This is a genomic window from Peribacillus sp. FSL P2-0133, assembly GCF_037975445.1.
In the GTDB taxonomy this organism is placed as follows: Bacteria; Bacillota; Bacilli; order Bacillales; family DSM-1321; genus Peribacillus; species Peribacillus simplex_E.
Window position 1 is genome coordinate 2,754,366 of the sequence record NZ_CP150254.1, and the last position, 15,328, is coordinate 2,769,693.

Annotated in this window: 15 protein-coding genes; 9 read left to right on the forward strand and 6 right to left on the reverse strand. The window is 38.6% G+C overall.

Annotated elements, in window-relative coordinates; translation table 11 throughout:
• Positions 1 to 84: 84 nt before the first annotated feature.
• The 4 genes from MKY17_RS13230 to MKY17_RS13245 all read right to left on the reverse strand — a co-directional run bounded on the left by MKY17_RS13230 (position 85) and on the right by MKY17_RS13245 (position 2,699).
• Positions 85 to 636, reverse strand: a complete 552-nt coding sequence (locus tag MKY17_RS13230) for a DUF402 domain-containing protein (RefSeq protein WP_144551528.1) — start codon at positions 634 to 636, stop codon at positions 85 to 87.
• A 234-nt stretch (positions 637 to 870) separates the two neighbouring features.
• The gene (locus MKY17_RS13235) at positions 871 to 1,371 is read right to left on the reverse strand and encodes a VOC family protein (protein ID WP_339202154.1); all 501 of its coding nucleotides are present in this window, start codon (positions 1,369 to 1,371) and stop codon (positions 871 to 873) included.
• 380 nt (positions 1,372 to 1,751) lie between these two features.
• Positions 1,752 to 2,165 carry a VOC family protein gene (locus MKY17_RS13240; protein WP_098372252.1) on the reverse strand — a complete coding sequence of 138 codons (414 nt, stop codon included), beginning with the start codon at positions 2,163 to 2,165 and terminating at the stop codon, positions 1,752 to 1,754.
• A gap of 66 nt (positions 2,166 to 2,231) precedes the next feature.
• A complete protein-coding gene (locus MKY17_RS13245; RefSeq protein ID WP_098372253.1) occupies positions 2,232 to 2,699 on the reverse strand; it encodes a DinB family protein in 468 nt (155 codons plus the stop codon).
• A 379-nt stretch (positions 2,700 to 3,078) separates the two neighbouring features.
• On the opposite strand from MKY17_RS13245, the gene MKY17_RS13250 reads away from it, so the two are divergent.
• A complete protein-coding gene (locus MKY17_RS13250) occupies positions 3,079 to 3,459 on the forward strand; it encodes a VOC family protein (protein WP_063233829.1) in 381 nt (126 codons plus the stop codon).
• 77 nt (positions 3,460 to 3,536) lie between these two features.
• On the opposite strand, the gene MKY17_RS13255 is transcribed toward MKY17_RS13250, so the two are convergent.
• Positions 3,537 to 3,857 (reverse strand): 2Fe-2S iron-sulfur cluster-binding protein, encoded by a 321-nt coding sequence (locus tag MKY17_RS13255; RefSeq protein WP_098372254.1) that lies wholly within the window; start codon positions 3,855 to 3,857, stop codon positions 3,537 to 3,539.
• A 276-nt stretch (positions 3,858 to 4,133) separates the two neighbouring features.
• Here MKY17_RS13255 and cdaS point away from each other — a divergent pair, with 276 nt between their 5' ends.
• From cdaS to MKY17_RS13290, 7 genes are all read left to right on the forward strand, one after another.
• Positions 4,134 to 4,754 (forward strand): sporulation-specific diadenylate cyclase CdaS, encoded by a 621-nt coding sequence (gene cdaS, locus MKY17_RS13260; protein WP_098372282.1) that lies wholly within the window; start codon positions 4,134 to 4,136, stop codon positions 4,752 to 4,754.
• Between the two features lie 276 nt (positions 4,755 to 5,030).
• Positions 5,031 to 5,777, forward strand: a complete 747-nt coding sequence (gene map, locus MKY17_RS13265; protein ID WP_098372255.1) for a type I methionyl aminopeptidase — start codon at positions 5,031 to 5,033, stop codon at positions 5,775 to 5,777.
• 245 nt (positions 5,778 to 6,022) lie between these two features.
• A complete protein-coding gene (locus MKY17_RS13270; protein WP_179891103.1) occupies positions 6,023 to 6,775 on the forward strand; it encodes a helix-turn-helix transcriptional regulator in 753 nt (250 codons plus the stop codon).
• A gap of 116 nt (positions 6,776 to 6,891) precedes the next feature.
• A complete protein-coding gene (locus MKY17_RS13275; RefSeq protein ID WP_339202159.1) occupies positions 6,892 to 8,139 on the forward strand; it encodes a GTPase in 1,248 nt (415 codons plus the stop codon).
• 115 nt (positions 8,140 to 8,254) lie between these two features.
• Positions 8,255 to 9,397: an acyl-CoA dehydrogenase family protein gene (locus MKY17_RS13280; RefSeq protein ID WP_141994893.1), complete on the forward strand. Its 1,143-nt coding sequence runs from the start codon at positions 8,255 to 8,257 to the stop codon at positions 9,395 to 9,397.
• Between the two features lie 213 nt (positions 9,398 to 9,610).
• Complete coding sequence (locus tag MKY17_RS13285) at positions 9,611 to 10,882, forward strand: HAMP domain-containing sensor histidine kinase (protein ID WP_339202160.1); 1,272 nt, start codon at positions 9,611 to 9,613, stop codon at positions 10,880 to 10,882.
• Positions 10,883 to 10,989: 107 nt separating this feature from the next.
• Positions 10,990 to 12,978, forward strand: a complete 1,989-nt coding sequence (locus MKY17_RS13290; RefSeq protein WP_339202162.1) for an acetoacetate--CoA ligase — start codon at positions 10,990 to 10,992, stop codon at positions 12,976 to 12,978.
• A gap of 150 nt (positions 12,979 to 13,128) precedes the next feature.
• On the opposite strand, the gene MKY17_RS13295 is transcribed toward MKY17_RS13290, so the two are convergent.
• On the reverse strand, positions 13,129 to 13,566 hold the full coding sequence (locus tag MKY17_RS13295) for a hypothetical protein (protein ID WP_339202165.1): 438 nt from the start codon (positions 13,564 to 13,566) through the stop codon (positions 13,129 to 13,131).
• 417 nt (positions 13,567 to 13,983) lie between these two features.
• On the opposite strand from MKY17_RS13295, the gene MKY17_RS13300 reads away from it, so the two are divergent.
• Positions 13,984 to 15,171 (forward strand): amidohydrolase, encoded by a 1,188-nt coding sequence (locus tag MKY17_RS13300; RefSeq protein WP_339202166.1) that lies wholly within the window; start codon positions 13,984 to 13,986, stop codon positions 15,169 to 15,171.
• Positions 15,172 to 15,328: the final 157 nt, after the last annotated feature.

Genomic DNA, 15,328 nt, shown 5'->3' on the forward strand with positions numbered 1-15,328 from the left:
ACAAAAAAGCCTGCTGAATGAAGTAGGCTTTTTGTTCATGCTAAAGGTTTCACTGTTGTTGAGTTCAAAGTATCAAAACCAATGTCATTTGTTGTTCAACCATGGAAGGAGGTCTTTATGTTTATAGAGTTTCTCGGATTCTGAAATGGTTTGTGAAAGAAGAATATCAATGGAATCAAGTAAAGAGTTTAGGGCTTGTTTAACAGAACCACTCTCATAGTGCTCTAAGGGCACAGGTAACTCTTCCTCGTCTAAAATAAAATGTGCCCCACCCGGAAGCACCAAGATATCAATGATCAAATCCTCAAAGGAAACCAACTTATCCTCCATATATGTATTCCTTACAATATTAAAATAGGATCCTAAATAATTCCCTTGGTTATCTCTCCAAATGTATAAATTATAAGGACGGTCTTTCCAATAATGAGCAATCGTATAACTGCCTATAGGAATGGTTAGTTTTATAGGACCCGCTTTCATCGTGAAAGAATCCATGATTTCATGAAAAAGCACGACATGTTGATTTTGTGCTTTTAACAGCAAACAGTTATATTCCACAACTAAGGAGTCATAGCGGATTTTTCTTTCTATTATTTCATCGCCACGCTGTAGTGCTGGTGTAAATATATTGTCCATCGTTTCTATTTCTCCCTTAAAAACTATCTAGATCATTTATTTCATTTTACTTAATAAGGTTTTTCTTTTCTAATAAGGGGCTCGCCAGGGAAATGGGGGATTAACAGCTTTATGGAAATTCAAATATTAAAACCTAATTTCACACCTACAATAACGAGAAACTAGGCTTTATTTACTTCAAAATCGTACACTTCTGGAATAAACACAACTTACAAGATAGTTGTTTCTTGGAACCTATCCTATATACGCCTGCTTTAAAGTTTTAATGTCAATTTTCTTCATTTGGAGCAGCGCTTTCATAACTCTTTCCGATTTTTCAGGATTGGAGTCGTTTACCATCTCGGTTAGTTCCGCAGGGACAATTTGCCATGACACACCAAATCGATCTTTCAGCCAACCGCACACTTGCGCTTTTTCGTCTCCGCCTTCGGAAAGTTTTTCCCAATAATAATCGACATCTTCTTGATCGTCGCAATTGATGATAAATGATATTGCCTCTGTGAATTTGAATTGAGGGCCGCCATTCAATGCTACGAATGCTTGTCCTTCCAATTCAAATTCCACGGTCATCACTGACCCCTCTTGCTTCCCGTGGATTTGATTTCCTTCATTTCCATAGCGAGTGATCCTACCGATCTTAGAATTTTCGAAGATGGATGTGTAGAACTTTGCCGCCTCTTCAGCTTGATTATCAAACCACAAGTTGGTTGTGATTTTTTGAATTTTATTTTTCATAATTTCTCCTTTTCGGTTACATATTTAGTAAGTCTTTGATAACTAAACCCTTCAGTTATTGGGGTTATAAGTGAAATTTATTTTTCGAGTATTGAAATACCCTATTACTATACACCATTTATCAGGAACCTAGAAAATTATGTAAGGGTTAGGGTGAAGTTAAAAACCGTTTGAGAATTCAATTTTTACTAGCCAATCATTTAACTAATTACCTTTATATAGCATCCCCTAAGGGTTAACGAAAAATTATTTCCTTATGCTAGTTACGGTATCTTTGCCCCTAGTGATGGAAATAAAAAAGGATATAGAAACTTTTCACCAGTGAAAAGACCTATATCCAAATAATTGAAGATTAATCAATAAAGTGTCATGTTCATTTCTCAGCTCTCGAAGTTAAATTGCCATTTGATTCCGAATTTATCCGTTAACTGACCGTAAATTTTACTCCAGAATGTTTCTTGGAGCTCTAGACCAACCGTGCCGCCTACACTTAGTTTGTTAAAAATCGATTTAATTTCATCCAAGTCACTACCGACATATGCCAGGCTGATATTGTTGCCTTCAATAAAGGGCATACCAGGAAAAGTATCGGAAAACATGACATTGCTTCCATTAATATTTAGCCTTGTATGCATGACTAAATCTTTCGCTTCTTCTGGAAGGGCAAATTCCGGATTAGGCGGTGTTTCCCCAAAGGTCATGATATTTGGTTGTTCCGTTCCAAAAACCTCTGCGTAGAACTCTACTGCTTCTCGACAATTCCCATTAAAATTAAGATATGCATCAACTGACATCTATCTCACTCCAATTTTTTTTATTTTTATTCGTTGCTACAAGTTTATTGACATCATGTTGCATTATTACCTGACGAAAAACTCCGGTGGTTCAATTCCGAGCGTTCTAAGATAGATATAACCTTGTCCCCTATGATGGATCTCATTTTCCAAGGCATATTGAAGTCTATCAAAGTGGCTTTGTGAGGGACCGAAAAAAGGATCCTTTTCCACCACTGCAAGCGTTTCCTCGGTCATTTCCTTCCACAGTTTCCTAGTATCATCCCTTACTGCTTCGCATGCTGAAACTAGTTCCTCTTTGGTGGAAATTCCAGCAAACGAATCTGGATACTCCCAAACACTAAGTGCAATACCACGCATATATCCAGTCTCAATGTTCATGATTTCTTTAACCATCTCTGCGAAAGGGCGAAGCTTCCCGGCGGGGGTATAGTGAAATAATTCCTCTTCAGGAAAGGCTTCAACCACCCGCATCGTTAATCTCCTGTTGCCTTCCAATATATTTAACAAACCCTCTTTCGATAGAACCACCATTTCACTCTCCTTTAAGAAATACTCTGTATAGAAGTTCTGGGGAAAATTGAAAAGTCCTGCAACTCCTGCAAATTTCTGTATGTAAAGTTTGCACAGCTTTTTTTACTACCGGGGAAAGCTTCCTAAAAATATCATTTTTCTTTTACACTTGATGAAATGAATAGGAGCATTAAAACATAGACGGTTTTTTACTCCAATTAGAGTTATAGTACCATTAACAGTGGTAACTTAATATCTGGAAGGAATTCGCACATGGTAAATATTGATTAAATCTTGTATTTATTATACGATTCAATTGGTTATATATTTCCAACCAACAATATGCTTATACGTAATGGATATCATTAATAACGGAGCCAGCAGAAAAGGAGAGAAGCAAATGATTAATAAAGTCGGTCAAATCATGTTATATGTAAATAACCAAGACGAGTCATTGAAATTTTGGACGGAAAAATTCGGTTTTAGTGTAATTTCTGAAGAAGATAACGGCCAAGGGCTAAGATGGATTGAAATAGCCCCAACAAAGGAAGCACAAACGAGTATCATCCTGCATAATAAGGAATTCATTGCTAAAATGCAGCCGGAATTAAATCTTAATACACCTTCATTAATGTTTTACTCGGATAATCTTGATGAATTATATAAAGACTTTTCGGAGAAGAATATCAAAGTTGGGGAACTTGTGAATATGCCATCTGGAAGAGTCTTCAATTTTGCTGATAATGAAGATAATTACTTTGCGGTCATGGAAAAGAAGTAAATCATTAAAGATAAAAGAACATCAAAACGACTAGAAAAACTATTTTTTAGTCATTTTGATGTTTTTGATACTACTATTTAGTCTGCAGGCCTTGTCCCAGCAGGAAGTCCAGAGTTCTCAACCGTCTTGATCGGCCGAACGGTTATGTCTCCATTCACGTAAATTTGACAAGATAAACGCAAATGATCTTCCATTCCTTTGTCTTCAAAGACCTTTTTTTCTTTTTGTGTGACCTCCAAAAAATCACCTGCCAATATTTCCACTCTGCAAGTTGTACATTTAGCCTTCCCGCCGCATCGGTGAAGAATATTAATACCATTATCCTCCAATGCTAATACTAACTTTTTTCCATTCTCAACTTCAAACGTTCCTTGGTCAAATACTGTTACGTAAGGCATCTAATACCACCTCTTATTATAAAATATCTTTCAACAGGTCATTAACATATCTATTCTCTTACCTTGTCCATATGACATAAAAAAATGTGAAGTCATTACTGATTGCTAGTTAAGATGAATAATTAATTATCTTGAAGACAAACTTTAAGTACATTCATAATAATAAATTTAACAAAGCATAAACAGAGCTAGGGAAAATAAGAATGTTCATTTAGAGAGATAATTAAGATTTATTGAATAAAAGAGAGTGAAATAATAAAAGGGAGGTGCATGCCTGTGACTAATGGCAATTGTGATTTTTCACCAATGAAACAAATGTTAAAAGAGGAAATTCGTCAAGTAATATCGGCATTACAGGATAACTTAGAAGCAATGGATGATGAAAATTATTGTCTTCTTGGAAATTTCGAGAAAATAAAGGATAAATTCGTATACATCGATATGAAAGCAGCAACATTTTATTTGAACTGTTATTTGTCACCATTTACGGACAAATATCCCGAATTATCAATTTGTGTACAAAATTTGTCGAACTTGAGACATGGCGGGTTGATTGTTATTCAACGGGGAGATTCTCTTGATTCTTTGATCCAACCAGGTATTTCAATAGGAGCGGAGTTAACCCATTCTTTATTGGAATCAATTTTTTTCCCTGGAAATCCACTACATGATGGTGCCGTATTGGTTAGTCAAAATCAGATTGTTTCCGCAGCAAATGTCCTTCCGCTTTCAGACAGACCAACAGGGGGAAAAAAACTTGGAACACGCCATCGCTCTGCTTTAGGTTTATCTGAACGAAGTGATGCCCTTGTATTGGTAGTATCAGAGGAAACAGGAAGAGTTTCATTCGCGTTTAATGGGAATTTATACCCAATTAATGCTCATGGGCCCATTTAGAATTTTTGAGACCATTAAGTCATTAGTGATTATAATTCTGTAGGTAATTCACCCCTGAAAAAATAATCATAGAGCAATTGGGTAAAGGAAAACGTATTTTTTTCACTTTTGTAATTCAAAAGCTTATTTTTCTCGGTATTACAGGTACGGAAAAGGTCATGAATTAATTAACCCGGTGATTTTTACCGGGTTTTTGGTTGCTTTTTATATAAAAAAAGGCATATGATAAATAAGGAGTCTCAATCAGAAAAGTTATAAAACGAAAGAGGATTTTAAATGATAACCATTAAAAGTGAACGAGAAATAAATTTGATGCATGAAGCGGGCAAACTTCTTGCTGCGACGCATAGAGAAATTGCAAAAATGATAAAACCGGGCATCACGACTTGGGAAATCGAAGAATTTGTCGATAAGTACTTGGCAGAGCATGGTGCCACTCCTGAACAAAAGGGCTATAACGGCTACAAATATGCAACGTGTGCATCAGTGAATGATGTAATCTGCCACGGCTTTCCGCAAAAGAAAGCCTTAAAAGAGGGAGACATCGTTACGATTGATATGGTAGTGAACCTTAACGGAGGTTTGGCGGATTCAGCTTGGACATATGCAGTCGGAGAAGTTTCCGATGAAACTCAGCGTTTAATGGATGTAACCAAGAATGCTTTATATAGAGGCATCGAAGTTGCACGGGCAGGAAATCGTCTTGGGGACATCGGGCATGCAATCCAGTCATATGCAGAAGGTGAAAAGTTTTCTGTTGTTCGCGATTTTACAGGGCACGGAATCGGTAAAACCATGCACGAGGACCCAACAGTCCTACATTATGGTAAGCCAGGTAAAGGTGCCCGTTTAAAAGAGGGAATGGTCATCACGATCGAGCCAATGTTGAATGCAGGAACATGGCATATGAAAATGGACCAAGACGGCTGGACGGCAAGAACGGCAGATGGAAAACTCTCCGCCCAATATGAACATACCCTCGTCATTACAAAAGAAGATCCGATCATTTTAACGGAACAGTAAACAAAAAGAAGAAACGGCCTAATCATGTGCCGTTTCTTCTTTTTGTTTTATTGAAATATTTCACAATAAACCTCGGCAGAATATTCTGAATTCCATTTACCCACAATAGATCAAATTCGAAAAATTAGTACTAGGCAGTTAGGCATTAAAAACTTTACTATTATGTGGGAGCACAGGATAATAAGGGGAAGGAAGAAATAATTAATAATATGTTATATAAACACTATATAAAGGGGGTAATGACTGTGAAGAAAGGGGAGAAACTGTCTGCAACGGTTGAAACAGTTGGGTTGAGCCAGCGGGAATTTTTAACGATTTTTTTACTACACTCTTTGAGAATAAAACCGAATTATCCAAGGGCGATTCATCAGGACCTAAAAAATACGTTCACTGGAAAAGTGCATAGCTATGACTATCTATGTAAAATATCCAATACGCTAGTCGAATCCAAACATTTATCATTATATACGAATAAGGGAAGAAATTATTATCAAATAACTGAAAAAGGCAAAGAGCTTTACATATGGTATCAAGAAAATTTCCTGGAACGGTTTTCCGAAGTGAAAAAGGTCATTGATCGCTTCATGTTCGATTTAAGGGGTTCTGGTGAAAACCCACCAGTTATTAATGAACTTCCAGAAGAATACAGGTCGTATTTCTCGAAAATAATATCGGTGAAAGACCTTGTCCGTTATGTAACTTTAAAAGCCGCTTTCACTAAGAAGCCCATTTACATGGGGGAAATTGGCGATCTCCTTAAAAATCAGTTCGGTTGGATCGCTTCAAACGGCTATTTATACGATTTATCTCATGAAATGGAAGAGAACGGCCTTCTTGTCGGCAGGTGGGAAAGTGAAAAACGAACTAAACGGTATTTACGAATCACCGATGAAGGACAGCATCATTACAAACAGATTGCGGATTCTGCAGCCTTTCAAGTCCAGGAAGTCCAAAAATACATGGCCAGTGTCGTTATGTTCTTAAAAGAAAAGAGTTAATTGAAATAAGAAATGGAGCCCCTTAATTTTGCAAGGAGATTGAAGTTACATGCTTAAATTGAATCGTTCAAGGGTAAATGTTACTTAAAAAACTTCTTAACAAGGGGGAATGACTGATGGTGGAAAAACACGAAGAAATGGGAAGCATATTCAGTTTCATTAAAGGCCAGGTAGATAAACTGCCCATTTCACAATCGAAAAAGAACAAAATGCTCGACCAGCTCCTAAAGCTTAAAACGATGACAGTTGATGCAAGGGAACCGCGAATTGCTCTTGTAGGAAGGCGGGGGTCCGGAAAATCATCACTGATCAATGCGATGTTTGGACAGGAACGGCAATATGTCAGTTCCGTTAAATCTGGAACGGGTAAGGGAAAATGGCTTTGGTACCCGAGTGATGCCGAGCCCAAAATCCGTTTGCTGGACTCCCGGGGACTGGGTGAGAGTGAAGCTCCTACGGAAGAGTTCGAAGAAAAAACACCAATGGATGAATTGATAAAAGCGGTAACCGAAGAACAGCCTGATGTGTTTCTTTTTTTGATTAAAGCAAAAGAAACAGATTCAAGGGTTGAAGAAGATTTAAAAGAGTTGAAGAAGCTGCGCAAAATCGTTAAAGAGAATCACCATTATGATGTACCCGTAATCTGTGTGGTCACCCAAGTGGATGAATTAGATCCGCCCCATTATAAACAAGCACCTTTTGATGCCAATCCTAAGAAAAAACAGAATATTGATGAAGCCATCGCTTTGATGTCAAAACGATTTAAAGAGAGTGAAATACCACTATTGAACATCATTCCTATTTGTTCGTATATTGATTTTGATGAAAATGGAAATATTGAATATGATATGCGTTGGAACATAGATTTGCTTTCTGATTACTTGATCGAGGCCTTACCCAGTGAAGCGAAGCTGAAGACCGCCAAAGTGATGCAGAGCCAATTCGTTAAGAAGAAATTCGCGCGGACGATAGTGGGAACGTTTACGGCAATAGCTGGTTTAATAGGTGCAGAGCCGATACCTTTCGCTGATTTTCCCATTTTGACCGGCATTCAAGGTTTGATGATTGTGGTGATTGGTTTTATCGCGGATAAAGAAATCAATACAAAAACTGCAAGTGAATTCATTGCGGCATTAGGGATCAATGTTGGAATCGGTCTCCTTGTGAGGGAAGGTGTCAGGGCTGCAGTCCGATTCATCCCAGGAGCTGGTCTAGCGGTTTCAGGTGCGGTAGCGGGCGCGGTCACATATGGAATCGGGCAAGCAGCGATAGCTTACTTTCTCGAAAACAAAGATATTGATCAGGCGAAGGAAGCTTACAAGAACGCGAACAAAGACTATAAAAATGAAGATATTGACTCTTAATGGGCAGATTCAAACCATAAACTACACTAAGGTGATATGATAAAGTGGAGTTCGCAGTTCTGTTTCTGCTGCAAAATGGTTCAGGATTTTGTTTACTACAGAAGGGATGATCTTCATGTCGTTTTTTCATTCACAGAAGCAAAAAGAATATATACAAAAATTAGAGGATGCGATTCAGTCCTTTTCCGGCCGATCTGAAGCGCTTGATGATTCAAAGGGATTTCCTTTTGAAAACATTCAGGAGTTAAAGGAATTCGGATATCCCCAATTAACTTTAGCAAAAGAAGATGGCGGATATGGCGGTTCGTTATATGATTTTCTCCTATGCCAAGAAAAAATAGCCCAATATTGCGGCCCGACAGCCTTAGGAATAGGGTGGCATGTCGGAACGGTCCTATCCTTAACGGAGAAGAGACCATGGGAAAAAGGAGTCATGAATGAATTGTTTGATGAAGTGTCTAAAGGCGCTCTCATCAACACGGCAGCATCTGAGGCTGGAACAGGAAGCCCGACGCGCGGAGGCCGACCGGAAACGATCGCTATCAAAAAGGGTCAACAATGGAATTTGAATGGCAGAAAGACTTTCACTACACTCTCACCCGTCCTTGATATTTTTCTAGTAACGGCATGGGTTCCCGAGGATGAGCAGCTAGGAACATTTTTAATTCATCGTGATGTAATGGGGGTAAGTATAGAAGAAACTTGGGATATGATTTCCATGCAGGGGACAGGAAGTCACGATTTGGTATTAAATGATGTCAGCCTGCCTGAAAAGTATTATGTGATGAAAAGCAATCCTGGTGAAAAAAGAAAGCCTGAAGCGTGGCTATTACATATACCGGCTTGCTACTTGGGTATCGCAGTGGCTGCCAGAAATTACGCAGTCGAATTTGCGAAAACCTATTCTCCCAATAGCTTACCAGGACCAATCAGGGACCTTCCGAATGTTCAACGGACAATCGGGGAGATGGAACTGGAATTGGGCGAAGCACACCATTTCCTCTACTCTGTCGCAGAAAAATGGGTGCGGCACCCTGAAAGTCATGATGAATTATCGAAGCAATTGGGTGCTGTTAAGTTATCGGTCGTCAACAAATCGATTTCCATCGTCGATAAAGCGATGAGAGTCGTCGGTGCCAAAAGCTTACAACGAAATAATCCCCTGCAACGTTACTATAGGGATGTACGAGCAGGACTTCATAATCCTCCGATGGATGATGCGACAATCACCACGCTCGCAAAGTCAGCTCTTTATTAAGTTCGTATTCGGATATTATTTTGATGGCACTGAAATGACTTCGTCGTTTCAGTGTTTTTTTTAGCCTTGAATCATCCGCTTTCTTTGTTGGTCCCTCTAGCTGCATCTTTTTTTAGTCCAGCATGGAAATTTCACTAGCTTATCATTCTCTATCTTGTTATGATTGATATACCTGTCTAAATCTTCGAAAAATATCGAAAGTTCGGTGTAATAATGAATCTTATGACAAAAGATTTACTGATTAACTTTTTAATTATCCTTTTTCCGATCTTTTTATTGCAAATGAGCTATCTAGTGAAGTACGTATACCGTTTAGATGCATTAAAAGGATCCTTCCTATCGATTTTCCCTATTCTTTCACTTGTTCTATGCATGCTGTTTCCCGTTGTTATAGAAGAGGATTTTGTTTGGGATCTTAGATGGATCCCTTTTCTTTTAGGCGGTTTATATGGAGGCTACCGGCTAGGAATCATATTGATAGTCATCACTCTTCTTATTCGCTATTTATCAGGGGGGGAAAATGGATTTTATATCTCATGCATCACTTTTCCACTCATGGGAGTTTCCTTGTTTTTTATATCTAAATACTATCTAAAAATGTCTGTCAGTAAAAAAATCTGCATTGGTATATCATTAATATTCATTGTTCATATTCTCACACAATTTATTTCAACAGTAGTATTTGAACTTACTATCGGTATAAGTCTATGGAAACAATACTTCACGATTCAAGTCATAGGAATCGTTGTTGTGATCATATTATGGGAAGTCATCCTCACTAATTTTCAGGTTCTCGAAAAATTAGTGAAAGCGGAAAAGTTGCAGCTCGTTAGTCATCTGGCTGCAAGCATATCTCATGAAGTCAGAAATCCCCTTACAGTTACCAGGGGATATATTCAAATGTTAAGCGAAGACGTGTCTTCTCACACGAAGGTCAATTATGCAAATATTGCATTGAAGGAATTAGATCGGGCCACAGATGTCATTAATGATTATTTGACGTTTGCTGCCATAAGCCCTGAAAACACAGAGCGATTAAGGGTATCCGAGGAAATTCAGCATGTCGTGAACAACATAAAACCATTGGCTAACAATAATCGAACGGAATTGAAGCTATCCCTAATCGAAGATGGAGCTTATTTTGTCATGGGGGAAAGGAAGAAATTCCAGCAGTGCTTGTTCAATATCTTAAAGAATGGCGTAGAATCGATGCACCATGATGGTGAAATATACATACAGTTAATTCGTGCTGCCACTACCATCCAAATTAAGATTCAAGATCAGGGAATTGGGATGACACAGGAACAAATATACCGTTTAGGTGAGCCTTACTTCACGACAAAAAATAAAGGGACGGGATTAGGAATGATGGTTTCATATAGCGTTATCAAAAGCATGGATGGAACGGTACATGTATCAAGTGTACAAGGGAGAGGGACATGTTTCTCTATTAACCTGCCTATACATAGAAACGAGCTGATTTAAGTTTAGTGTAAATTGACGGTTTTAAACTCATAGATTACAATTTAAGTAAACTACCAATATTATGAAATGATTCAATAACGCATTTGATACCTAAGGGAGATGATGAAATGAAATCGCTTACAGATGGACAAATCATTTGGGAACCGACAAAGGAACAAATCGAGCAAACGGTATTGACTCAATATGTGAAATGGTTAAAAGAAAAGAAAGGTTTAACATTTCATGATTATCATGAATTATGGAAATGGTCGGTAGATGAACTGGAGGAATTTTGGGCTTCCATTTGGGAATATTGTGATGTAAAAGCAGCCAGGAAATATGATAGGGTTTTAGCGGAGCAAACAATGCCAGGTGCGAAATGGTTCGAGGGGGCAAGGCTAAATTATGCTGAAAATGCATTATTGAATGATCAAGAAGAAAAAACGGCGATTTTTTTTCGTTCCGAACATATCAGGCAGCAAGAGGTTAGCTGGAAAGAGCTGAAAGAAAAAGTAGCTTCTGTCGCCCATTCATTAAGGAAACTTGGTGTGAAATCCGGTGACCGTGTTGTTGCCTATATGCCGAATATTCCTGAAGCGGTCATAGCTTTCTTGGCAACAGCAAGCATAGGTGCCATCTGGTCCAGTTGCTCACCTGACTTTGGGGCAAGAAGTGTCATAGATCGTTTCAAACAGGTTGAACCGGTTGTATTAATGGCGGTTGATGGGTATCAGTACAATGGAAATGTATATGATAAAACATCAGTCGTCTCACAGCTTATACAGGAATTGGTCACTCTCAAGCATACCGTGTTAGTTCCTTACATAGAAAAAAAGAATTTGGAAGTGAATCTGGCAGATGTGATTCCTTGGGATGACCTTTTAAAAGAAAAGACAGAATTATCTTTTGAAAGTGTTCCGTTCGATCATCCGCTATGGATTCTTTATTCATCAGGTACAACCGGGATGCCAAAACCAATTGTACAAGGGCATGGCGGTATATTATTGGAGCATTTTAAATCAACAAGAATCCATCAAGGTATGGCTTCCGAGGATACTGTATTCTGGTTTACGACGACAGGCTGGATGATGTGGAATCTCCTTATGGGCGGTCTACTTAATGAAGGGACCATCGTCCTTTATGACGGCAGTCCTTCTTTTCCGAATATGAATGCCCTTTGGGAATTGGCGGAAGATACAGGCATGACTTTCTTTGGAACAAGTGCACCTTTCCTTACCAATTCCATGAAGTTAGGAAATAAACCCATGGGAAAATATGATTTATCCAAATTGAAGGCTCTTTTTTCCACTGGAGCTCCATTGTCTGGCGACGGTTATAAATGGGTGTATGAGAATGTCAAGAAGGATATCTGGCTCAGTTCATCCAGTGGCGGAACCGATGTTTGTGCCGGTTTTGTTGGCGGTGTCCCAACATTGCCCGTGAGAATCGGAGAAATACAAGGAAGGGCATTAGGGGTTTGTGCGGAAGCCTTTGATGAGCATGGTCAAACATTGATTAATGAAGTCGGTGAATTGGTCATTACCAAACCGATGCCGTCCATGCCGCTATACTTCTGGAATGATCAAGACGGGTCAAGATACTACGAGAGTTATTTCGATACGTATCCTGGCATATGGAAACATGGTGATTGGATAAAAATCGACGACAAGGGCAGCTGTATCATTTATGGACGTTCCGACTCGACCATCAACCGTTCTGGTGTACGGATGGGAACTAGCGATATCTACCGGGTCGTCGAAGCGATAGACGAGGTGATGGAAAGCCTTGTCATTGATAGGGAAGTGCTTGGCCGGGGTTCCTCAATGTTACTGTTCGTTGTTCTTAAGCCCGGTAAAGCCCTGGATACTTCATTGACGGCAAAAATCAAGGAACAAATCAGAGGGCATGTGTCCCCTCGCTTTATTCCTGACCAAATCCATGTCGTTGAACAAATTCCAAAAACATTGAACGGAAAGAAAATGGAAGTCCCGATTCGTAAAGTGTTATTAGGATTCGAGTTTGATAAGGTAGTGAATGCAGACTCCATGGGAAATCCAGAATCGCTACAGTTCTTTAAAGAATTAGCTCTCGAGTTGAATGAGAAAAAAATATTCTAGCATTAAGGCGGAGCAAAAAGCTCCGTCTTTTTTAGCTTAATGGGCCTGGTGCTATTTCCCCAACAAGCACTTCTATTTCTGGATATGGGTTTTTATTTTCGAAGTCAATATGAAAATATATTTACACGATATACGAAAAAGGAAAGCTCATTAGCATAAAATCCAGATCTGCAGGCGTAATAGTTCATGATTATGAATTTCGCTGCCTTTATGAACACCTGGATGACGATAAGAACTATCCAACAGTGTCCCTGTAGGCAATATACCAAATAATGACTCATTATATTTGAATAGTATTCTTATAATTAATTTAGAGGAAGCAATTAGAAGGCTATGAAGAAGCAGGAGAAAGGTAAACGGGAAAAGACGTAATATCTTTTGCGAAGGTGCAATCGCAGCTTCCATGTGGCGGAGGTGGATTTTCATTCTTTGCAATAATTGGTATGTTTCTGCTGAAAGATAAACCAGAAAGGAAACGGTGCCTATAAATTCGATTACACTGGCTTGATCATTTTTAGCATTATAATGATTGCCTTGAATGTATTTATTAATTACGGAGCAGATTAGGATGGACAAGTCCGATTTCAATCGTCCTACTCGTTGCCACAATCATAGGCATTATTATTTTAATCGTTGAAAATAGCAAAGATATCGTTCTGATTGACTTTGCTGTATTTCAAAATAAGCCATATACAGGTGGCAAGCTCACTTGGCAGTGCATTCGGCGTCGCGATTTCTTCAGCTGCTGTTTACGGTGGAATAGCAGCAAATTGAAAGCTTGAAACAGCGGCTTCAATAGGGATTTTCGTAAATGTTATATTCGCTGTGCTTTCAATATCATCTATTATCTTTTTGGTGCAAAAGATACCGCTAAAACATCTAATGCTCCTAAAAAATCACCGGCTGGTACCAACCGGATCCCTATTGCAGAATAATTAGCTGTTGGAAATGTAAAATGCCACATTTAACGGCGTTTTCGAAAAATAATGAAGGGATGAAGAGATTATGAGAAGTGAATTAATGGAAATGCTACAATCCCGTACGGATGAAATGATTGAAATTCGTAGATACCTACATGAAAATCCTGAGCTTTCTTTTAAAGAAGAAAAGACAGCTCAATATATTATCGATTTTTATAAAGAAAAGGACGTAGAAGTTCAATCTAATGTAGGTAATGGATACGGAATTATCGTGACCATTAAAGGTGGAAAGCCTGGAAAAAACATCGGTCTTCGAGCTGATTTTGATGCGCTTCCAATTGTTGAAGAAACGGATATACCCTTTAAATCAAAAAATGAAGGCGTTATGCATGCGTGTGCTCATGATGGCCATACAGCCTACTTGTTAGTCTTAGCGGATTGCCTCATTCAATTAAAAGATGAAATTCCCGGTACAATCAAAATTATTCATCAGCATGCGGAAGAAGTTCCGCCAGGCGGGGCAAAGAGTATTGTAGAATCCGGGGTACTTGACGATTTAGATAATATATTTGGCATCCATCTGCTGCCAATGGATTCAGCAGGAGTTGTTGGTTATCATGCTGGATATTCCTTTAACGGCAGGGCTTATTTGAAATTAAAAATTCAAGGCAGAGGTGGACATGGTTCCTCACCACATCTAGCAAATGATGCCATTGTGGCTGGTGCTCATTTTGTTACAGCTGCTCAAACGATTATTAGCCGTCGATTAAGTCCATTTGATATTGGTGTGATTACTATTGGCTCTTTTGATGGAAAAGGAACATTTAATATAATTAAAGACAGCGTAGAGCTTGAAGGCGATATCCGTTATATGACTGTTGAAACAAAAGAAAAAATTGAAAAGGAAGTTAAACGCCTTGTAAAAGGACTTGAAGAAGAGTTTGGAGTAACATGTGATCTTACATATACGAATGACTATCCACCTTTATATAATGATCCCGAACTAACAGGAAAGGTTGCTGAGTTTCTTAAGAATGCAAAGGATAAAGATATTAAAGAAGTAATGGAATTTCCAGCAATGCCGCCATCTGAAGACTTTGCTTACTATGCTGAAAAAATCCCTTCCTGTTTCTTTTACATTGCTTGTACACCTAAAGGAGTAGAAAAACCTTATTTTAATCATAATCCTAAATTTGATATCGATGAAGATGCCCTTCTCGTGGCAGCAAAAGCAGTAGGGTATGTTGTTTGTGGTTATTATGAGTTAGATTAAGGAAAAGAATAGAATCATTTGTAAGGTGTGGTTCAGATTACCACAGGATTTGCTGAATTAGATATTTTTATTAGTAAAAAGTAAAACGATTGCGGAGAAAGGCTAATGGCAGTACCTGATAGGCGGATCTCCGTGTGAAGGGAAACTTTCATGCACG